Origin of the sequence: Novosphingobium panipatense (genome assembly GCF_900182875.1) — a bacterium.
Lineage (GTDB): Bacteria > Pseudomonadota > Alphaproteobacteria > Sphingomonadales > Sphingomonadaceae > Novosphingobium > Novosphingobium panipatense.
In genome coordinates this window covers 36,483-55,536 of the sequence record NZ_FXUI01000013.1, presented here as the reverse complement: position 1 = coordinate 55,536, position 19,054 = coordinate 36,483, and the positions used below count along the sequence as shown (strand labels likewise).

Sequence of the window (19,054 nt, the reverse complement as noted above, 5' to 3'; positions counted from 1 at the left end):
CTACCAATCCTTCGAGATCGTGAAGCTGATGAAGCGACCAATTGGTGAGAAGTTGGTTGAATCATAGTTCACATAATAGCTGTAGGCACCACTTGGAGCCGCATAGGGTGGGCGCTGGTTAAAAACATTCTGCGCGCTAATCTGTAATGCCAGCCCGCCGAGGACCGTTCTTTCTTTGGGGAATGTCAGCCGCGCCGAAAGATCGAGAGTCGTCATCGGATGGATTTTTACGGATGGTGAGGAACGATTGTCTTCGAGACCCGCGATATGGTTCAAATAGGTGCCGAGTGTCCATTTCCGGTCCGACCAGATGATGCTTCCGCGTGCTCGAAGGCGCGGCGGATTAAAAATGGTCCCCGCGAGTTGGAGCTCACCCATATCCGCATTGATCACCTGCCGCGACCAAAGCAAGGACGCATTGCCGTTGATCGTCAACGAGGAGGCGTCTCTCAAATCAAATCGATATTCGGCCGACAGGTCTACACCATGAATGTTTTGCCGGGCAGCATTTACATACCGATCGTACAGGATGGCGATTGTCTGACTGGTCCCGCTCCCCCCGCTATAGTCATAATATTTCGAGGATGAGGCTATGAGTTGCTGCACTTGCTCCGCCGTCGGATCGTAACTGACGAAGGCGGCATAAATGGGATTGGAGAGGGCACTGAAAAGCGCTGCACCCGACACCGGCTGGACAATGCGATCCTTATAGGCAACTTCGAAATAGCTGACCGATGCTCTGAAGTTCTTCAGCCAAGACGGGTGAATGTCGAGCGTCGCAGACCAGTTCCCGGCTCGCTCGGGCTTAAGATCAACGTTACCGCCATAATCTATCAAGACCGTCGAGCCCGTCGGGTAACCAGAAGCACCCACCCAGGTGGCTGGATACTGATATGTTACGTGCGGCGCAAACTGTTGGGATAGTATTGGTACTTTGAACGATCGTCCCCAGCTAGCCTTGATGTCGAAATCGGAGCTTGGTGCGTAAATGAGACCGAGCTTCGGGACGGCGACCGACGCCGTGCCTGGATAATATTCGTAACGCACCGCGGCGCTGACCTTGAGCTTATATGCCCATGAAAGATGATCCTCCGGTTCAATAAGTGGCAGCGCCGCTTCCCCAAAACCGTAATAGCTTTTGACAGAACCCCGCCTCAAAAGCACATTTTTCGACTCTTCCTCATACATGTTGTAGCGGTAACCGCCGCCAAGCACGAGTTCGATCGGCCGGGCGGCGAGGCCTTTTAGACTTCCCGAGAGGTATCCTTCCGCCGTGACTAGCCTATTGAAGTAACTCCCAACCGCATTATAAGTTAGTTCATCATTATCGAATTCACGCTCGTCATATTTGGAGTTACTCTCTCCGTAAGTTGCGGAGATATTCAGGTTCCAGTCCGATACCATGCCTACGCGAAGCGACGGCGTGATGGAGTAAGACGTGACATCCGGTCGTTGTTCATATTTTAGGCCATAATCGGTTAGCTGGTTTATAAAGGATGTTCGTCGGCTATAGCTTCCATCGATATGCATCTCGACGCTGGCCCCTAGAACTTGCCTCAGGCTGGCAACCACGCTGTCTTGATGAGTCTGCGGATAGAGCGTACTCTCACCGGGCATTTGAGACGAATACGCACGATCACCCGCATAGATTGCACTGTTGGTTTTACGCTCATATGTCGCAGTTAAGCTACCTGAGGTCCAGCGCTTCCCTACCGCTGCACTGTACTGCTGAAGAAAATCGCCTCCATCAGTGGCTCCGCCCAGAGTAGCTGCCAGCGAAGCGCCGTCGTAATCCTGTTTCAGAATGATGTTGACTACGCCGCCGACCGCGTCGGATCCGTAAATAGCTGATGCGCCATCGGCGACGATTTCCATTCGATCCACGGCAGCTAGAGGGATCGCCCCGAGATCGACCGCTTGAACGAATGAGCCGTATGACAAGCGATGGCCATTGAGCAAAGTCAGAGTTGCATCGCCGCCCAACCCACGAAGATTGGCAGTAGAACTGGAATCCATGTTTTGATTTGTGACACCGCTGGCGCCCCAGCCCACGCCGGGGTTCTGCCCACCTCCAAAGTTTTGTGAAACAGAACGGATCGCTTCGCCCAAGTCGGTTTGACCGGCCAGTTTGATAGAATCCGCATCGAGCCGGATCGTTGGTGAGGCTGTTTCAGCTGATTTTATGTGGGATCCAGTGACGATGATTTCATCGCCGTTTCCCGACATGTTCGCATCCGCCGACATACCTCCAACCCTGACGATCAGCGCGCCGTCGATAACTTCGGCGGTCAGCCTTGTGCCTTTCAGCAATCGCTTTGCTGCCTGTGCCGGTGAAAATTGACCCTTGAGAGGCTTAGAGGTCTTTCCCCGCAGTGGATCGGCCGGGGCAGAAAATTCCAAACCACTTTGGCGGGCAACGGCTCGCAGTGCCTCGGTTAGAGACTGGGCGGGTAAATCGAAATTTCGAACCTGATCGGCTTGCGCCATTGCAGGTGTGGCGCTGATCAACGCGCAAGCGCAAACACCGACGAAAAAGCCGTTACGAACCACTCGCATTTCATCCCCCATTGCCTGGATGGCGCGTTGCGTGACGCGCATACAAAGCTTGACGGGAGAAATTCAGCGGCGAGCATTCCGCCGATTATTTTGTCAGTACGAGCCTGTCCGACCCTTGATTCTCAACGGTGAGGCCGAGCGCGCGGGCAAGATGTTTCGCCACACTTTCGGGGTTGCGGATATGCAACTCCGCACTCACCCGCATCGCGGCAACTTCTGGAGAAGCTGCCACCAGCTTGACGTCGGAATAGAGGTTCACCTCGGCGAGGATCACATTAACGGCCTCATCGTCATAGCTCTTCACGCCGATTGTCCATTGCTCGTCGTTGGCCGGCGCCGGTTCGGTGACAGCATTGCCGGTTACCGTGGGTGTGCCAGAGTAGCGTATCCGTTCGCCTGGTTGAAGGTAGCTCTTCGCTGCCGACGCCGATGGCTTGCGTGTCTCGCATGGCGGAGTGACTGCGATACGCCCTTCGTACAATACCACATTCATCTGGCAATGCGCGCGCCGTTCCACACCGAACCGCGTGCCGAGCGCTGTGGTAGTGCCGCCATCCGCGGTGACGGTGAAAGGGCGTGAAACATCATGAGCAACGGCGAAGATGGCGCGGCCATGATCGAGCGTGACGTCCCGGCGGTCCCTATGCATCCGGACGAGCAAGCGGCTATCGGTATCGAGCGTCACGACCGAGCCATCCGCAAGCGTGATATTTCTGACCTCACCTTTCCGGGTCGTGAAGATAAGCGGCGCGTCGTCATACTTCCCGTCGGAGGATGTAATCGGCGTAGGTGCGGAGGGCGAACGCAAATTCTGGCCGAGCACAAAATGAGCTCCCAGCAGAAGGATGGCGGCGAGCGATGCGGCGATCGCCAACTTTGCCCAGGGCCTTCGGGGACGGCTGTCGCTTTTGTGACTGTTTTGACGTTCGCGAAATCTCGCAGATGCGGGATCAACGATGTTCGATATCGCGGCGTCGGCGACGTCGAATGCGGCCTGGTGCTCGGGCGACTGCGCGCACCAATTCCTAGCAGCAGGCTTTCGTGCCGGGTTCTCGCGGACCGCCATCGCCCAGCGGCGTGCCTGCTGGCTGAGGGTGAGCAAGCCCGGTTCTTCGTCCGTCATTGGCCTTCCATCCCGTCCAACAGATGGTCCAACACCTTGAATATCTTTCTCTTCACCGCCCACTCATTCAGCCCCATGCGCCGCCCGATCTCGCGAAAACTATACCCTTCCACTCGGTTGAGAAGAAACAGTTCGCGATCGAAGGGGTCAAGTTCCTCCAGCAGCCTCTCACAAAGAGCGATGTCCTGGCGAGCAGTCAAAATTCGAAGCGGATCGAATGGGGCAGGGATGTCGTCAGCATCCGACAAAGGACTTTTCCTATTATCCACGCGGGTTGCAGAGAGATCTGCGCGGTCGCGCAGCAGATTGATAGCAATACGGCGTAGATAGGCTTGGGGCGTCGTGAGAATTTTAACTGCGCCACTTCGAATAAACCGAACGAACGTCTCTTGGGTAAGCTCATCGGCTTCCGCTGCGGATATTGAATTGGGATAGAAGTATCGCGTTAGCCACCGACTTTCTTCACAGTAGAGTTGGACGATTACATCGTGGCTCGCGCTATCAATCGTACCATCTGTTTCGTCTGCACCGCTAAGAGATTGACCGTCATCCACTTCCACCGCCTCACGCTGGGAAGCTCCTGAGTTACAAGCGACTGGACCCGCTTTTGGCGCTCAAATGCCTCCTTATCGTTACATGATAACCACCTAGAGCCCCATGACGCAATCACAAATGGCACGATTAAGGGACAGACATGGGTTGGCGAGTATCGCCATCTCCATTTCATGGAGTTGGTTCGTATCCTCGCCCGAAATGTGAAGCATCATCGCAAGCTGCAGGGAATGACCCAGGAGCAGCTTGCCTTATCGATCGAAATGAAGCGGAGCTATGTCAGCGGGATTGAATGCGCAAATCGTAACCCGTCAGTGAAAGCGCTGGAGCGGCTAGCGAGCGCCTTAAATATCAACCCAAGTGAGCTCTTTGTCCCTCTGGATAAATATCCTGATGATCAATACCCGCCTATCCCAAGGGGCCGACGGGTCTGATATTCGTCGCTTGCGTGCCAGTCAGTTTTTCAAAATATCTCCCAACTCATCCATAATGTGATCCATCCGGCATCGGGTCCTGTCCGATAGCGAAACAAGGCTTCGCCTCCGGTCCTCTGGATCGGCCTTACGGTCCAACATGCCCGCATCGATCATCTCCACCGTGCGGCGGAAGGCCGTCGCGGTTGAGAGCCCGGATGTCGCGGCGAGTGCCTTGAACCCCTCTCTCATCCCCTGCTCCCTCGCGCGATAGAGATCGATCACCATGAGCCATTCGGGCCATTGCCGCCTTGCGAGCCCGAGCTTGAGCTCAGCGAGGCGGTGCTGCTGCTTGAGCGCTTCGCAGATGCGCTGTCGCTGATCCATGGCGCTTACCCAGCCCTGGTCCGAAGCGGGGCGGGAGCGACCGGCAGGAGCCCCGACCGATAGTCGGCGATCAGCGCCTCCTGATCCGGGCGAAGCATGTCGATTGCGCCCACCGGGCCGTTCTGCGCTTCATCCAGCAGCAGCGAGGGACAGCGGCCCTCGTAAGTTCCGAGGTTGGGCCGATGGGCGCGGTAGCCGGCAAGGCCCATCACATCGCGCGGCAGTGTGCGAGCGACATGTGGCGGATAGGCGAGCCACGGCAGTTCGTAAGGCTTGAGCCAGCCGAGGCTGTAACTGATGATCATCCCACGCCGCGGCGTCGTGGTCACGTTCGCTCCGCCTGCATGAAGGGTGGATCCGAGGAACAGCAGGGCATCGCCCGGCTGCATTTCGGCAGGAACTGCCTCCTCCATGCCGATGAAGATTTCGTCCTGGCGCCGATGGCTGCCCGGCCAGACCAGCGTTGCGCCATTCTCGGCCGTGTAAGCAGAAAAAGGCCACATGACGTTGAGAAGATATTCGACGCCGGGCGCATGGATGGGCCACATGTCCTGGTCCCGGTGCGGGGGCTGGGGGAGACCGCCCGGTTCGATCTCGATCGCCTGGGTGAGGTTGAGCTGGATCGTATCGCACCAGGGCCGGAGAATTCGCTCGGCAAGACCGTGGATCAGGGGATCGAGAACGAAACCGGCAGTGCGCGGTGAGCGGTGCAGAAGCCCATGAAACCGCCGCGTCGTGTCGCCGTAGAAGGGCCCCTGCGAGAGCGGTGTGGTTTCGAAACCGGCCCGCAGATCATCGCCCAGCTTTTCCACCAGAAGCCGCGGCGCTGCACCGCGGACGATGCAATAGCCGTCCCGGTCGAGCTGATCGCCATAGTGCTCGATGTCCCGCTGCAGGCTGTCGATAGCAATGAGGGTCACGACTATCTCCCTTCAGGCGGCTTTGTGATCGATCGCGGTGGTGGGAAGGATGCGCATCGGAACGTGGATTCCGGCCGCCCGCAGCTTGTCAGGCGTGTCGGCATCGATTTCGATGAGGAGGGCGCCGGTCGGCAGACCCGCGATCATCTGCGGTATACCCAGTGGCCGAACCGTCCAGCCCAGCGAAAGGATCTGGCTGAGCCAGCTGGAATCGGCAACGCAGCTATAACCGGCGATGCCGCGCTGGAGGGCGAACTGAACCACGGCTGTCGCGAGCGCATTGCGGACTTCCAGCCTCCTGGCGGCCCGCAGGCCGCGCGAAAGGCATAGCCGGCTCAGTTCGAAGATTTGCGGGCCAACCGGCACGCTTGTGTCGCATAGCGAAGGGAAGATCGTCCCCAGCACATGCGGACGGTTGCTGGGCAACAAGCGGATGGATCCCTCATGGGCGCCGCTGTCGTCGCTGGCGACGATGTAGATCGCGTGGCCATCATCGAACTGGTCGATTTCGAACGCTTCGGCGACCACCGGGACGTCCCAGCCTAGCAGGTCCACGAACACTTGCTTGCGCGCATGATGCATGGCGTCGAGAACCGGGTTGGCGCCGGGCGGTTCGTGTCCTTCGAAAATCCGGATCATGGTGATGCTCCCTGTCTGGCCGGAATCGGCAGGGAGCATCATCGGTGTGAGGGACACCGCGAGTCTGTACCCGGAACTGGGACTTGATCAGTGCATCGACAGCAACTCGGGGTACGTGACGATGCCGTCGAACAGAGCGCGGGCGATGAGGTTGTTGCGCTGGATATTCCCGTAGGCCCGCATGATGCGCTTGGCATATTCATGCGTCGTATGTTCCGAGAGGTGCAGGATGTCCGCGATCTCGCCATAGGTCTTGCCGCGCCCGAGCAGGATCAACACTTCTCGCTCTCGGGGTTTGAGCTTGGGCGGCGCTGGGAGTTCAAGACCTGCCCGGAGCCTTACGACCCGCCGCATCGCTTCAAAGGCAAAGGACACCGCGAAGAAGGCGGCAGGCATCGCCTCGGATGGCACTGTGTCAAGCCGCGATGTGGCGAAGGTGCAACTTCCGGCATATTCGCCGGGGAGGTGCATCGGTACCGTGTAACCGCCGCGCAGGTTCCGCTTCGCACCCTGTTCGAAGATGTAGCGCTGACGCGGCGTGAGCGTTTCCAGCATCCGGGGATTGGGCCAGAGGAAGCCGGTGTTTCGCCCGTCGCACGAGATCTGGACCGGGTCATCGAGGAAATACTGCCCGCTTAAGATCTCATTCAGCCAGTCGCTGTCGTAATTGGTGAGACCATAAGCGCCGACCGGCGGGTGCAGCAGATCGACATGATGGCTGATCGCGAACCGATCGAATCCCAAAACGAATGTCAGGCGTTCAAGGGCCTCATAGACCCGGTTATCGTCTGACGTCTCCCCCAGAATACTGACTATCTGCTTGTAGTCGTCCCTGTCGAACATCGTATGCCTCCTTAATTCATGTTCGGAAATTTCCTTTCAGGCATCCATTGGTCGCGCCATGTTCGGCGTTATGTTTGAGGGCGAACGTAATATTTTCGGCGTCTCGCGAAGTGGAGCGGGAGGAGGAAGACAGATGATCTGTAGTTTTCCTCATCTTCAGCGTGGAGCCCGCCATGCCCACCCAAAAAGTCCTGACCGCGTTTCGCGAACTTCTTCTTCGTGCGCGTGGTGCGCATGCCCGTTGGCAACGCAAGCGGCGGCTTGCGCGCCATACCCGCAAGCTTGAAGCGATACTGCGCGAAGAGCCGCCCTATGTAGCCGAGGCCGTCGACCTCTTTTTCCGCCAGAAACAGCCTGTCCCCGTCATTGCGGAGACACTCGGCGTCGACGCCGAAGAGGTCCGGGACGCGCTTCTTCGTATTGTCGAACACTTCGAAGCGGACGTGCATTGATATGTCCATCTGCTTTCCGGGTTCTGGAGCAAGGCTCAGCCAATCCGCCGGACCAGCGTATCGCGCAGCGACGCTCCTGATTGCGGATTGTCCAGCCCCCGGCCCGTAGAGCGCGCAGCGGATTGGAGAGATGAGCATCATTTCAACCACCCCGCCTCGCGAAAGCTCACAATCCCGCGGCGCGCGACGACGAGATGATCGTGCACGACGATACCGAAGAATCGGGCTGCGTTCGCGATCTTCTCTGTAAGATCCCGATCCGCCCGCGACGGTGCGGGCGACCCTGACGGATGATTATGCGCGAGAAGAATAGCCGTCGCATTCAGGTCGAGGCACCGCTTGAGGATTTCACGTGGCCAGACCTGAACACCGGAAACAGACCCGATCCCCATGACCTCGTCGGCGATCAGTTCGTTACCTGCGTTCAAAAACAACACGCGAAAATGCTCGACCCGCTCATAGGCCATGTTGCCGCGCAGATAGTCGTGAAGGGTCTGATCGCTCGACAATATCGGTCGCCGGATCAGGGCGGACCACAGCATCTGCTTCAGCACGCGCTGGAAGCAGCGGAATGTTCGCTCGACATCCATGGCGTGGTCGAGCAGCTCAATCCGCTCGGCCGGACACGCCGCCAGCGCGCCACCCAGTGACCCGAACCGGGTGAAGAGGCGATCGGACAGTTCGCGGGCCCGGTCCGGGCGGGTGAGCCCGATCAGCTCTTCCAGGGCGCGTCGGCACCCCGGCGCTTCAGTCGGTCCTGATGACGCCATGTCGCGGCGATCAGGACGATCTGCGCCAGCCAGCTCCATACCGCTATCGCATGCATATAAGCGCGCGGCACGACATTCGGCACTGTCTGCAGCATGACATGGACGATGACCTCGTCCGCCAGCATCGCTGCAACCCACATCGGCCAGAAGCGATTGCTCCGAAGGGATAGCCATAGGAATATTCCCAGGATAGCCAGGTCGGTCAGAAGAATACCTGTCTCGACGTTCTCGAAGCGGTGTATTGCGGGCGATGCAGCCAGAACGCTGAGACCCGCGCCTCCAAGCAGGGTTGCCGCCCCGATCTGCTCGGGACGGCCCCCTTTCACGAACGCATAGCCGCTGCTGACGACCAGCAGAGCGGAGAACAGGATTTGTCTCGTCATGACCCATGGCAACATGATTTGTGAAAGCTCGTCAATCACGAGACGCGGGCGATCAAACCGCCCGCAGGTGCTGGCCGGCGGGCTCCGAGATAGTGCCCCTGACCTTGAGCAGGTCGCCATAGCTCACCTCGGTCAGGCCCATGTCGTCGCTGGCCTGTTTGAGATTGGCATGGGTCGCGACGATCCTTTCGCGCGTTTCGGCCACGAGCACCAGGGCCGAGGCGGAACTGGCAAAGGCGTCCTGGCCGATGGCCGCCGATAGACGGGCATCCAGGCGAGCCAGGGGGAGGGCCGCATTCAGTTCGGCAATCCGGGCGGCTGCGATATCGAGGGCCGCTTCAGCGGCGAAGAGACGTTCAGCAACGTTTCGGGCGATGGATTGGCGTTGAGCGCGCATGGTTGCTCCTTCCCATCCTCACGGACAGGTTCAAGAATATGGGTTTTGGGATAAAAGCTGCCCTACTGGCTCACGAGAGTGTTGAGCGCCGAGAGCAGCGACACTGCGGAACCTATGATGACGAGCAGCGCCGCCATCAGGAACACAAAGATGATCAGCGTATAAGATCCGGTCAGGTCATTGTCTTGCCTCCCTGCTGTACGGACGGGAGCCAGATCACGCAGGGCGCGTAACGAGCGAGCGCGGTTTCCATTGGCCAAAAGCCGTTGTTCCTCCGCGAAGCTGTCGACTGCCTGTGCTACTTGCGTCTGTGTGTCCGTAGGTTCGTCAACACGCACATCAGGGCAGGAATCGCGGTTCTCGCCTAGGGGCAATAAATGAGGGGGCAAAAAATGTTGGAATTCTGATGGGGCATTTTGTGCCTCCCAGGCCACGAACATCTGGGCTGCGACCCTGCGGGAAACCCCGCCCAATATCTGGCGCGCCTCGAATATGAGATTGTTCACGGTGCTGGGCGACAGACCCAAAATCAGGCCGATTTCCTTGGCGGAATAGCTCTTTGCCGCCTCGCGCAAGCAGTCGCCATGCCGCCGGCTGAGAAGCTTCATCTTGTCCGAATGGTCTGTAACCAAGGGCATTTCCCGTCGCCCTCCTCGGGCAATATGAAGTCGCACCTTTCCTGCTGCGCGTCGTATCCGATCTTCCGGCTATGCCTGCCGGTATCGGTGTCGAATTCGATCACATGCCACTTCAGACTATACCTCTCCGATCCGCCTGGTGACAGGTCAAACAGGCGATTGGTCAAGGGAATCAATGATATGTAGCCTTAAGGCAACGGTAGACGGTTAAAATCTATTAACCCGGCTCGTACGGGCGACGACTCGCTTTTTACGCCGACGTCAATTCGAGTCGGGCGCGAGCGGGATGCGGCGAAAGGGAGGGGGAGGGCGAATGGCGAACGAAACGAGGTATCGCCATGCGAAGCTTCCACTGGATGTCGCCCATTGTCGACATCCGCATATCCCCCGCCCATGCAGAAAGCGAGCATCGTGGCCCCAGCACCTGACCTCGAGATCGAGGGCCAGCGGCTGTGCCGACGGCTCGGCGGCAGATGGACGAATGGGCAGGGGCTCTGCCTGTGTCCTGCCCATGACGACCACGATCCCAGCCTGTCCATCCGCGTCGGTCACTGTGCCCTGCTGTTCAAATGCTTTGCAGGCTGTGACACGATCGCCGTCCTCCATGCGATCCGCCGCCTGCATCTGCCTCTTCCCCGCCCGGCTCCCGACGTTCCATTATCGCGCTCGAACCAGACCGCTACGCGACCGGGGCCTGCCCTGCGTGCATGGGAGGCATCTGTTCCGCTCATCGGTACGCCGGCCGAAGCCTACCTGTCCGGGCGCCTGCTTCAGCCGCCGCGGCAAGACCTGCGCTATAACGCGCGCGCACCGCTCGGACGCGGCCGCAACGTGGTATTCCGTCCGGCGCTGATCGCCGCAGTGCGCGAGAGACACCGGGTCGTCGCTGTCCACCGGTCCTTCCTCGATCCGGTGTCATCCACTCTCGCGAACGACTTGACCGATCCTCGCATGATGCTGGGACGTCCCGGTCGCGGCGCTGTCCAGCTGGCGCCGGCGAACGACATTCTGGGTCTCGCTGAAGGGATCGAGACCGCGCTTGCGGCCATGCGGCTGCACCGGCTTCCGGTATGGGCCACGCTGGGCGCCGAGCGCGCCGGGCATATCCTCTTGCCGGAAAGTCTCGAACGGCTCGTGCTCCTGTTCGACAGGGATGCGGCCGGGTGGTCCGCGCACCAGCGCGCTCTGGAAGCTTATGCTCGGCCTGACCTCGAGATCCGCAGTATCTGGCCGCCTGCAGGGCATAACGACTGGGCCGATGTGCTCGCCACCCGCCTGCGGGCGGCCTGACGAGATGCCTACGAGAGGAGGCTGCCCCGCGTCACGAGACGCGGGGCAGCGAACCCATCAGCCGTTGAGGCGATCCTTCACCGCCTTGGCCGGAGCGAAGCTCAGCTTCTTCGAGGCCTTGATTGCGATGGTCTCGCCGGTCGCCGGATTGCGGCCCTCGCGCGCCGGGGAATCCTTGACCTTGAACTTGCCGAAGCCGTTCAGCGAAATCTCCTCGCCCTTCGCGGCGGCATCGGTGATCAGATCGAAGACGCTGTCGACGGCCTGGCGTGCATCGGCTTTCGTGAGGCCGAGCGCCACCGCCAGCGCTTCTGCGAGTTCGGAATTGTTCATGAAGAGACTCCTGGAAAATGGCGAAGCCCGTGTCCTTAGCCGCGCAGTAGCCCATGGTCACGACCCAAAAAGGCACGACCGGAAAGGAGAGGGGGAAGGGGGCAGGGCGCGCGGCCTGATTGTGCGGGCCGTCTCTGCTCCAGGAGTTATCCTATGATCAAACCAGCCCTGCTCATCCCCGCGAGCCATCTCGCCAAGTCGCCCATCAACGTGCGCAAGCGGACCGATCCGCGCGGCGATGCCGAGCTCGAAGCCAGCATCGCCGCGCACGGCCTCCTTCAGAACCTCGTCGGCGTGCCGGTGTCCCGAAAGAAGGGGCATTACCGCATCACCGCCGGTGGCCGGCGCCTCGACGCGATCCACCGCCTGATCGAGAAGGGCCGGCTGCGGCCCGATCATGAAGTGCCTGTCCTGGTCCTTTCCAATACGAAGGACGGTCGCGAGATCAGCCTCGTCGAGAACTTCGAAAGGCAGGCTCTTTCTCCTGCCGAAGATTGCCTCGCTTTCCGCGATCTTATCGAGGTGGAAAAGCTGAGTCCTGCGGACATTGCCCGGCGTTTCGGCATCGAGGAACGCTTCGTGCTCGGCCGCCTGCGCCTGGCCAATCTCGCCGATCCGATCTTCGCCGCGCTCGAGGGCGAGGAGATCACGCTCGACGTCGCCAAGGCCTATGCCACGACCGCAGATACGGGCCGGCAGATGGCGGTGTGGGAATCGCTGCGGGCCGGCTTTTCGCGCGATAACGTCAACGAGATCCGGCGGGCGCTCAAGACCTACAGCTACCGCGCCGATGATCCCAGGGCACTGCTGGTCGGTCGCGACGCCTATATCGCCGCCGGTGGGCGTGTCGAAGACCAGGATCTGTTTTCCACCGCTACCGATGAGCGCTGGATCGATACCCATATCCTCGATGACCTCGCCGCAGAAAAGCTCGCCGTGCAGGCCGGGGCGATCCGTCAGCGTGAGGGGCTGGGCGAGGTGCGGGTGGTTGCTGCCGAGCACGTTCCCTACATGGCGACCTTCGCGCTGCAACCGCTGCGCGGAACTGTCGAGCCCCTCACCGGCGACCAGGAAGCGCGTAAACAGGAGATCGAAGCGGAAATCGCCGCGATCGACCTTCCCGCGGGAGATGAAACCTATGAGCCCGAAGGCGATGAGGCGCAGCGCTATGCCGACCTCCAGGCTGAACTGGATGCGATCACCGAACGTGAACCCGTGATCGATGCCGAGCAGAAAGCCTCCGCGCTCGGCTATGTGGTGTTGAAACCCGATGGAACCCCGCAGATCCATCATCAGCTCTACCTCGCACCCACAGCCGACACGGGTGCCGACGAGAGCGATGACGAAGACGCCGAACCTGCCGACGGGCTCAGCGGCTCCGGTGCGGCGATCGATACCGCGCCCGCCATGAGCCAGCGCCTGCGGGAGATGCTGGCGATGATGAAGACCGAGCTCCTCGCCGTCCATGTCGCCAGCGACCCGGCATTCGCGCTCGATCTCGGTACCTTCCTCATGGTCGAGCGGGAATGCCGGCATATGCCCTGCATCGTGCCGAGCGATCTATATGCCACGGCGCCCCAACCGTTGCTTGCCGATTTCAAGCCCGAGACCGCGGCTGCGGCAGAATGGCGCAGGCTGGAAGAGGCGCTCGACCGCAGCTGGACCGGCTACTCGGGGTTAGAGGAGCGCTACGATGCCTTCTGCGCGCTTGACGATGAAGCGCGAGCGGCCTGGCTCGGATGGGCGATCGCGCGCACGCTCCATGCCGTTCCCGATGGGCGCGAGGGCACCGACCTCCTCAACCATCTCGGTCGCAAGCTCGGCATCGACGTCGCCGCCTGGTGGCGCCCCACTGCACTGACCTTCTTCGACAAGCTGACCAGGCCCGGCATCCTCGCTCTCTTCGAGGGGATCGGCGGCGAGGAATTGCGCGTGCGCTATACGGGTTCGAAGAAGCACGACCTTGCCGCATCGGCCGAGCGGCTGTTTGGCGGCGACGTGGTCATCGAGCCCGAGATCCAGGAACGGGCGCTCGCCTGGCTGCCCGAGCAGATGCGATTTGGCCCTGCCGAAGGGGAAGCCGAAGCCGATGCCGATGCTAAAGTGGCGAATGCCGATGCGGACATGCCCGTCCGGTCGATCGACGCATCCGATAACACAACAGGCGAAACTCTGCCGCGCGCCGCGTGAAGATCGCAGGGACCGGGCTTGTCCCGGTCCCGCCTTGTCCCATCAGTTCAGGCCACAGCACTTCTTGTACTTGCGCCCCGATCCACAGGGGCAAGGATCGTTTCTGCCAATCTTCTGGCGTTTGATGCTGGACGGCCGGTGTGGATCATTCTCCAGCCGCCACTGATGGAGCATCTCGACCCAGATGGGGATCAGATCGGGCGCTTCGGTATCCCAGCGATCCTCCTCGGCGCGCGTGAGCTTCCGCGTCCCGTCGGCAAAGGCGCGCAATGTCCGGATGCCCTCGATCGCCGCCCGGCATCCGGCGTCATCGTCGGCCAGAACCCGTAGCCACCCTGCAGGCGAGAGATCCATCGCCTGCCCGAAACCCCCGATCCACATCTCCCACAGCGTCTCGTCGGTCCGGGTGTCGATTTCCAGCACCGGCTCGAACGTGCCGGGCTGCGCCAGCGATGCGAGGATTTCATGGTAGCGATGCATCACCAGATCGATGAAATGCTGCATGCCGCCGGCATCGGCGAAGGTGGGAATGCCCTCGCCGTCGTCTCCCGCCCAGACCATCTTCAGCCATTGGCTGGGCACGATGAGATCCGGACTGACGATGACGCCGGTGAGGAAGCCGTCGAGCTGGGTGAGCAGCATGCAGTCGTCGCCCTGCGCGAGCAGCAGCTGATCGAGCTCATCGAGATAGTCGAACGAGAAAGCCATTTCCCTTCCTAGCCCGCCTTCGCCCGCTCGTCATCGTTCGGGACATCTCCCCACAATTCCTGGCATCCGCACCGGGACCAGCGCGCAAGGACCGGAGGGAGGGGGAAGGGAGCGATGAATGATCGTGTTATCTGCCGAGGTGCCCAAGCATATGTCCCAACTCGCCTTCGCCACCATGGATGCACCAGCATCCTTGCATTGCGTCGCCATCTTGATCGCCCAGCACATGCGCCGCGGCGCGCAGATTACGCGACAGGCTCTCAAGCGCTTCATGCTGGAGGCATTCGGGGCCGACGACGCCGATGGCGCCTGGACCATGCGCGATGCCTACGATGCACTCGAAGCCGCGCAGGTGATGCTGCTCCAGGATGCGGACTGCCCGCTCCTGCGGGGAGAACCACGGCAGATGTTCGCGGCACTGCGGGCGTTCGAGCACGCGCTCCCCACCCAGACCTATCGTTCGGAGCGGCAGATTGAATTCCAGCAGTTCAGCACGCCGCTGAGCCTCGCCTGGCTCGCAGGCCTTGCCGGGCAGATCCGGCAGGATGACCTCGTGCTCGAGCCGTCGGCGGGCACGGGGATGCTCGCGGTCCTTGCATGGCGAGCGGGTGCGGGCCTGCAACTCAATGAATTAGATCCGAAACGGGCCGACCTGCTCGGCCGGATCTTCGATCGAACCGTTACTCGCCATGACGGCGAACATATCGGCGATCTGCTCGCGGGCGCTCCAAGTCCGACGCTGGTGCTGATCAATCCACCCTTCAGCCGCAGTGCCGGGCGCGGTGTCGATCGCCACGCCGGCGCCCGCCATCTGCGCGCCGCGCTGACCCGCCTCGCCCACGGCGGCCGCTGCGTTGCCATCATGCCCCCGAACTTCGCGGCCGATGGCACCGCTTCGCTCGGCTACACTGCCGTTGCCGAGCTGGCGCCGCCGCGCGCCGAGATCACCATCCGCGGAAACCCCTATGCCAAGCATGGCACCGGTATCGATGTGCGCCTCCTCGTTTACGACAAGGGATGGACGGGAGAAGCCCAGCGTCATGTCGCGGACACGATCGAGGCGGCTCTCGATATCGTGCTGGCTCTTCCCTCCCGGCTTGATCCTTTCGATCCAGCCCCGGCGCCCGCACCAATGGCCAGGCCCCGTCCCGTCCCTGAACCCAAGCCAACGCTCACCGCTCCCCTGATAACGCGGCCGTCACGGAAAATAGCGCCGCCAGTCCGAATTCCCGCGAGCGAACTGCCCGAGCCGGTATCGTACAACGTACGCAATACACCGCTCGCACCGGGACAGGCGATCGGCATCTATTCCCGGTGGCAACCCACTCGGCTTGTGTTCGACGACGCCTGCGCGCATCCGGACGAGCTTGTCGAATCCGTCGCGATGGCATCCGTCTCGCTTCCGGCGCCTCGCTACCACCCCCGTCTCCAGAAGCGTGCCTTCAAGGCGCTCTCCGACGCGCAGCTTGAGACCATCATCCATGCAGGCGAAGCGCACGAACGCGATCTTCCCGGGCGCTTCTCGACGAATCTAGCCGGTGATCGCCTGCTCGAGGACGAGGAGGGCAGCACCTACCGGACCGGCTTCTTCGTTGCCGACGGGACCGGCGTCGGGAAAGGGCGTGAGGCGGCAGGCATCATTCTCGATCAATGGAACCGCGGCAATCGCCGCGCGATCTGGATTTCACTGGCCGATCTCATCGAGGACGCGCGCCGTGACTGGACGGCGCTTGGCGGCCTTGCCATCGATATCCAGCCGGTCGCGAACTTTGCGCTGGGCACACCGATCACGATGGAAAGCGGCATCGTCTTCCTGACCTACGCTGCGCTGCGTTCGAGCCGCCATGATACGGCATCGCGCCTGCAGCAGCTGCTGGACTGGACCGGTAAGGATTTCTCCGGAGTGATCGTCTTCGACGAATCCCACGCCATGGCCCACGCAGCCGGGACCGAGACGGACTTCGGGAAGGCGCACGGCTCGGAACAGGGGCTCGCCGGCGTCCGGCTGCAAAATGCGCTGCCACGTGCCCGCGTCCTCTATATGTCGGCAACCGGCGCGGCCCGGCCTGAAAACCTCGCCTATGCCGTTCGTCTCGGGCTATGGGGAGCCGGTACGGCCTTCGCCACGCGCGACATGTTCATGAAGGCCATGGAAGAGGGCGGCATCGCCGCACTCGAAGTCGTTTGTCGCGATCTCAAGGCGATGGGTCTCTACACCGCGCGCGCCTTGAGCTTCGCCGGCGTCGAGTATGAACCGCTGGAGCATGCGCTCACGCCGGACCAGATCTCGGTATACGATGCCTACGCGGACAGTTGGGGGATCATCCATCGAGGCCTGCGAGACGTTCTCGCCGAGATCGGCGTAGTCGACCGCATTTCCGGCAAGACCCAGAACGGCCAGGCGCGCGGGTCAGCGCTCAGCTCCTTCGAGGGGGCGAAGTTGCGGTTTTTCTCCAGCCTGCTCGTGAGCCTGAAGATCCCGACGCTCATCGCGGCCATCGAGCAGGAACTGGCGGCGGGTAATGCCGTGCTGGTGCAGCTGGCGAGCACGGGCGAAGCCATCATGGACCGGCGACTGTCCGAACTCTCGCCGGAGGAACGGGCGATGATGGATGTCCAGGTCTCTCCCAAGGAGACCCTCGTCGATTATCTGAAAAATGCCTTCCCGGTGCGCCAGATGCGGGTCTTTCGCGCCGATGACGGCACGGTTCGCTCGGAACCGATGAGTGACGCCCAAGGCAATCCCGTGCTCTGCAGGCAGGCAATTGCTTCTCGCGACGAACTGATCGAGGACCTGTGCGCTCTGCCTGCCATTCCGACCGCGCTCGACGCGCTGATCGCACATTTTGGTACGGAGCGGGTCGCCGAGATCACGGGCCGTTCCCGGCGCATCGTCACCGACAGTACGGGCCGGCAGAAGATCGAGAGGCGCGGCGCCCGCGCCAATGTCCTCGAGGTCCAGGCCTTTCAGAACGGCAATAAATCGATCGCTGCCTTCTCTCTCGCGGGGAGCACCGGCCGGTCCATGCATTCGGATCGGAACTGCCCGACCGCGCATTGTCGCCGGACCCATTTTCTCCTCGAACTGGGATTTCGCATCCTTTCGGCAGTACAGGGCTTCGGTCGCAGCCACCGCACCAACCAGGTGACGCCGCCGGTCTATCGCCCGCTCACGACCGATTGCCGCGGCGAGCGCCGGTTCCTTAGCACGATCATCCGGGGCCTAGAATCGCTGGGCGCGCTGACCCGCGGCCAACGTCAGGCCGGATCGCAGAATCTTTTCGACCCATCCGACAGTCTGGAATCCGAGTTCGCGCGCGATGCGCTCGTCCAGTGGTTCCATCTTCTTTATGAGGGCAAGCTGCGCAGTGTGACGCTCGCCGATTTCCAGGAGATCACCGGATTGGAACTGTGCGACGAGGGCGGGGAACTGAAGGAGCGCCTGCCGCCGATCCACCGCTGGCTCAATCGCATCCTCGCCCTGCGCATCGCCACGCAGAACCGCATCTTCGAAGAATTCCTGGGACTGGTCGAGGATCGCGTCGAGGCAGCGCGGGCCGCCGGAACGCTCGACCTTGGGATCGAGACGATCCGCGCCGAACGTGTGCATGTCCTGTCCGACCAGCTTCTGCGCGCCGACCCTATGACGGGCGCCGAAACGAGGCTGTTACGGCTCGAACTTCATCGAAGACCGCCGGTCACCAGTTGGGCCGCGTTGCAGTACGAGTTGCGCGGGTCGGGCGAGGTGCGGTGGCTGCACAATACGCGCTCGGGTCGGGTGGCGCTCTATGTGCCGACATGGCCGGGGCAGGACGAGGACGGCCAATGGATCGAACGCTGTTATCTCATACGCCCTGGTGGCCGGGCGCGAATGGACGTCGCGGCACTTGCCGGCAGCCACTGGGAGGAGATCGGGCGTGACAGCTTCCAGGCGCTCTGGGACGCGGAGGCCTGCGAAGCCGGAGAAAAGCTTGTGGTCGAAACGATCACGCTGGCGACGGGCCTGCTCCTGCCCGTGTGGAACAGGCTTCCCGCCGATGACATGCGCGTATGGCGGATCGACAACGGCACCGGCATGTCCATCCTCGGGCGTATCATCCATCCTGGCGCCCTCGAACGGCTCGAACAGGCATTCGGGCTTGCTGGCGGCGTGATTCTCGGGCCTGACGAGATCATCGCCGGCGCACGCATGCCCGGCGGCGTAGCGATCCCGGGCCTGGGCCCAGCCAGGCTGGTTCGGGTCCAGGTCAACGATAGTCCCCGCCTCGAGATCCGCGATTATCGGCCGGAGGATCGCACCTGGCTCAAGTCCTGCGGGGCATTCTCGGAGGTCTTGAGCTTCAGGACCAGGCTGTTTCTGCCACCCGATCGCGCATGCGCCATATTGACGAGGATCATCGAGGATCGGAGTTGATCCACCGCTGCCGCGCGAGGCTATGCCGCTCCAGTTCCCACTATAT

General features: G+C 61.4%; 18 protein-coding genes. 5 read left to right on the top strand and 13 right to left on the bottom strand.

Annotated features, from left to right (window positions below; translation table 11 throughout):
* From QOL62_RS15760 to QOL62_RS15750, 3 genes are read right to left on the bottom strand one after another with little or no spacing between them, the layout of a single operon-like run.
* Positions 1-2,598: a TonB-dependent receptor gene (locus tag QOL62_RS15760; protein WP_240511518.1), complete on the bottom strand. Its 2,598-nt coding sequence runs from the start codon at positions 2,596-2,598 to the stop codon at positions 1-3.
* A 43-nt stretch (positions 2,599-2,641) separates the two neighbouring features.
* A complete protein-coding gene (locus QOL62_RS15755; RefSeq protein ID WP_283406930.1) occupies positions 2,642-3,742 on the bottom strand; it encodes a FecR family protein in 1,101 nt (366 codons plus the stop codon).
* Entirely contained in the window at positions 3,676-4,233 is a 558-nt protein-coding gene (locus QOL62_RS15750; RefSeq protein WP_283406929.1) for an RNA polymerase sigma factor, read from the bottom strand. Before QOL62_RS15750 ends, QOL62_RS15755 begins: the two co-directional genes overlap by 67 nt.
* Positions 4,234-4,404: 171 nt before the next feature.
* Here QOL62_RS15750 and QOL62_RS15745 point away from each other — a divergent pair, with 171 nt between their 5' ends.
* Positions 4,405-4,665: a helix-turn-helix domain-containing protein gene (locus QOL62_RS15745; protein ID WP_086493685.1), complete on the top strand. Its 261-nt coding sequence runs from the start codon at positions 4,405-4,407 to the stop codon at positions 4,663-4,665.
* A 21-nt stretch (positions 4,666-4,686) separates the two neighbouring features.
* Here QOL62_RS15745 and QOL62_RS15740 read toward each other — a convergent pair whose 3' ends face one another.
* The 4 genes from QOL62_RS15740 to QOL62_RS15725 form a co-directional block, all read right to left on the bottom strand.
* On the bottom strand, positions 4,687-5,031 hold the full coding sequence (locus QOL62_RS15740) for a MarR family transcriptional regulator (RefSeq protein ID WP_086493686.1): 345 nt from the start codon (positions 5,029-5,031) through the stop codon (positions 4,687-4,689).
* Positions 5,032-5,036: 5 nt separating this feature from the next.
* On the bottom strand, positions 5,037-5,951 hold the full coding sequence (locus QOL62_RS15735; protein ID WP_086493687.1) for a phytanoyl-CoA dioxygenase family protein: 915 nt from the start codon (positions 5,949-5,951) through the stop codon (positions 5,037-5,039).
* A gap of 12 nt (positions 5,952-5,963) precedes the next feature.
* The gene (locus QOL62_RS15730) at positions 5,964-6,590 is read right to left on the bottom strand and encodes an acyl-homoserine-lactone synthase (RefSeq protein ID WP_086493727.1); all 627 of its coding nucleotides are present in this window, start codon (positions 6,588-6,590) and stop codon (positions 5,964-5,966) included.
* A gap of 87 nt (positions 6,591-6,677) precedes the next feature.
* Positions 6,678-7,433 (bottom strand): helix-turn-helix transcriptional regulator, encoded by a 756-nt coding sequence (locus QOL62_RS15725; RefSeq protein WP_086493688.1) that lies wholly within the window; start codon positions 7,431-7,433, stop codon positions 6,678-6,680.
* 173 nt (positions 7,434-7,606) lie between these two features.
* Here QOL62_RS15725 and QOL62_RS15720 point away from each other — a divergent pair, with 173 nt between their 5' ends.
* Positions 7,607-7,885, top strand: a complete 279-nt coding sequence (locus tag QOL62_RS15720; RefSeq protein ID WP_143840488.1) for a hypothetical protein — start codon at positions 7,607-7,609, stop codon at positions 7,883-7,885.
* A 137-nt stretch (positions 7,886-8,022) separates the two neighbouring features.
* Here the strand turns inward: QOL62_RS15720 and QOL62_RS15715 are convergent, their stop codons facing one another.
* From QOL62_RS15715 to QOL62_RS15700, 4 genes are all read right to left on the bottom strand, one after another.
* Positions 8,023-8,655 carry a JAB domain-containing protein gene (locus QOL62_RS15715; protein WP_283406928.1) on the bottom strand — a complete coding sequence of 211 codons (633 nt, stop codon included), beginning with the start codon at positions 8,653-8,655 and terminating at the stop codon, positions 8,023-8,025.
* Positions 8,598-9,038, bottom strand: coding sequence for a hypothetical protein (locus tag QOL62_RS15710; protein WP_086493691.1), 441 nt, complete (start codon positions 9,036-9,038; stop codon positions 8,598-8,600). The genes QOL62_RS15715 and QOL62_RS15710 overlap by 58 nt, the downstream gene beginning before the upstream one ends.
* A gap of 52 nt (positions 9,039-9,090) precedes the next feature.
* Entirely contained in the window at positions 9,091-9,435 is a 345-nt protein-coding gene (locus QOL62_RS15705; RefSeq protein ID WP_283406927.1) for a hypothetical protein, read from the bottom strand.
* Between the two features lie 62 nt (positions 9,436-9,497).
* Positions 9,498-10,067, bottom strand: coding sequence for a LuxR C-terminal-related transcriptional regulator (locus tag QOL62_RS15700; protein ID WP_283406926.1), 570 nt, complete (start codon positions 10,065-10,067; stop codon positions 9,498-9,500).
* Between the two features lie 417 nt (positions 10,068-10,484).
* Between QOL62_RS15700 and QOL62_RS15695 the strand changes: the two genes are divergently transcribed.
* Positions 10,485-11,363, top strand: coding sequence for a DUF7146 domain-containing protein (locus QOL62_RS15695; protein ID WP_283406925.1), 879 nt, complete (start codon positions 10,485-10,487; stop codon positions 11,361-11,363).
* Between the two features lie 57 nt (positions 11,364-11,420).
* Here the strand turns inward: QOL62_RS15695 and QOL62_RS15690 are convergent, their stop codons facing one another.
* A complete protein-coding gene (locus tag QOL62_RS15690; protein WP_086493695.1) occupies positions 11,421-11,696 on the bottom strand; it encodes an HU family DNA-binding protein in 276 nt (91 codons plus the stop codon).
* Between the two features lie 153 nt (positions 11,697-11,849).
* Between QOL62_RS15690 and QOL62_RS15685 the strand changes: the two genes are divergently transcribed.
* Positions 11,850-13,886, top strand: a complete 2,037-nt coding sequence (locus QOL62_RS15685; protein WP_086493696.1) for a ParB/RepB/Spo0J family partition protein — start codon at positions 11,850-11,852, stop codon at positions 13,884-13,886.
* 42 nt (positions 13,887-13,928) lie between these two features.
* On the opposite strand, the gene QOL62_RS15680 is transcribed toward QOL62_RS15685, so the two are convergent.
* Positions 13,929-14,594 carry a UPF0149 family protein gene (locus QOL62_RS15680; protein ID WP_283406924.1) on the bottom strand — a complete coding sequence of 222 codons (666 nt, stop codon included), beginning with the start codon at positions 14,592-14,594 and terminating at the stop codon, positions 13,929-13,931.
* A gap of 118 nt (positions 14,595-14,712) precedes the next feature.
* Between QOL62_RS15680 and QOL62_RS15675 the strand changes: the two genes are divergently transcribed.
* A complete protein-coding gene (locus QOL62_RS15675) occupies positions 14,713-19,008 on the top strand; it encodes a strawberry notch family protein (RefSeq protein WP_086493698.1) in 4,296 nt (1,431 codons plus the stop codon).
* Positions 19,009-19,054 lie beyond the last annotated feature (46 nt).

Coding starts and splice junctions, on each gene's coding strand:
- QOL62_RS15675 (WP_086493698.1), top strand. CDS start 14,713: ATGATCGTGTTATCTGCCGAGGTGCCCAAGCATATGTCCCAACTCGCC.
- QOL62_RS15705 (WP_283406927.1), bottom strand. CDS start 9,435: ATGCGCGCTCAACGCCAATCCATCGCCCGAAACGTTGCTGAACGTCTC.
- QOL62_RS15690 (WP_086493695.1), bottom strand. CDS start 11,696: ATGAACAATTCCGAACTCGCAGAAGCGCTGGCGGTGGCGCTCGGCCTC.
- QOL62_RS15740 (WP_086493686.1), bottom strand. CDS start 5,031: ATGGATCAGCGACAGCGCATCTGCGAAGCGCTCAAGCAGCAGCACCGC.
- QOL62_RS15760 (WP_240511518.1), bottom strand. CDS start 2,598: ATGCGCGTCACGCAACGCGCCATCCAGGCAATGGGGGATGAAATGCGA.
- QOL62_RS15725 (WP_086493688.1), bottom strand. CDS start 7,433: ATGTTCGACAGGGACGACTACAAGCAGATAGTCAGTATTCTGGGGGAG.
- QOL62_RS15710 (WP_086493691.1), bottom strand. CDS start 9,038: ATGACGAGACAAATCCTGTTCTCCGCTCTGCTGGTCGTCAGCAGCGGC.
- QOL62_RS15720 (WP_143840488.1), top strand. CDS start 7,607: ATGCCCACCCAAAAAGTCCTGACCGCGTTTCGCGAACTTCTTCTTCGT.
- QOL62_RS15730 (WP_086493727.1), bottom strand. CDS start 6,590: ATGATCCGGATTTTCGAAGGACACGAACCGCCCGGCGCCAACCCGGTT.
- QOL62_RS15715 (WP_283406928.1), bottom strand. CDS start 8,655: ATGGCGTCATCAGGACCGACTGAAGCGCCGGGGTGCCGACGCGCCCTG.
- QOL62_RS15680 (WP_283406924.1), bottom strand. CDS start 14,594: ATGGCTTTCTCGTTCGACTATCTCGATGAGCTCGATCAGCTGCTGCTC.
- QOL62_RS15685 (WP_086493696.1), top strand. CDS start 11,850: ATGATCAAACCAGCCCTGCTCATCCCCGCGAGCCATCTCGCCAAGTCG.
- QOL62_RS15745 (WP_086493685.1), top strand. CDS start 4,405: ATGGAGTTGGTTCGTATCCTCGCCCGAAATGTGAAGCATCATCGCAAG.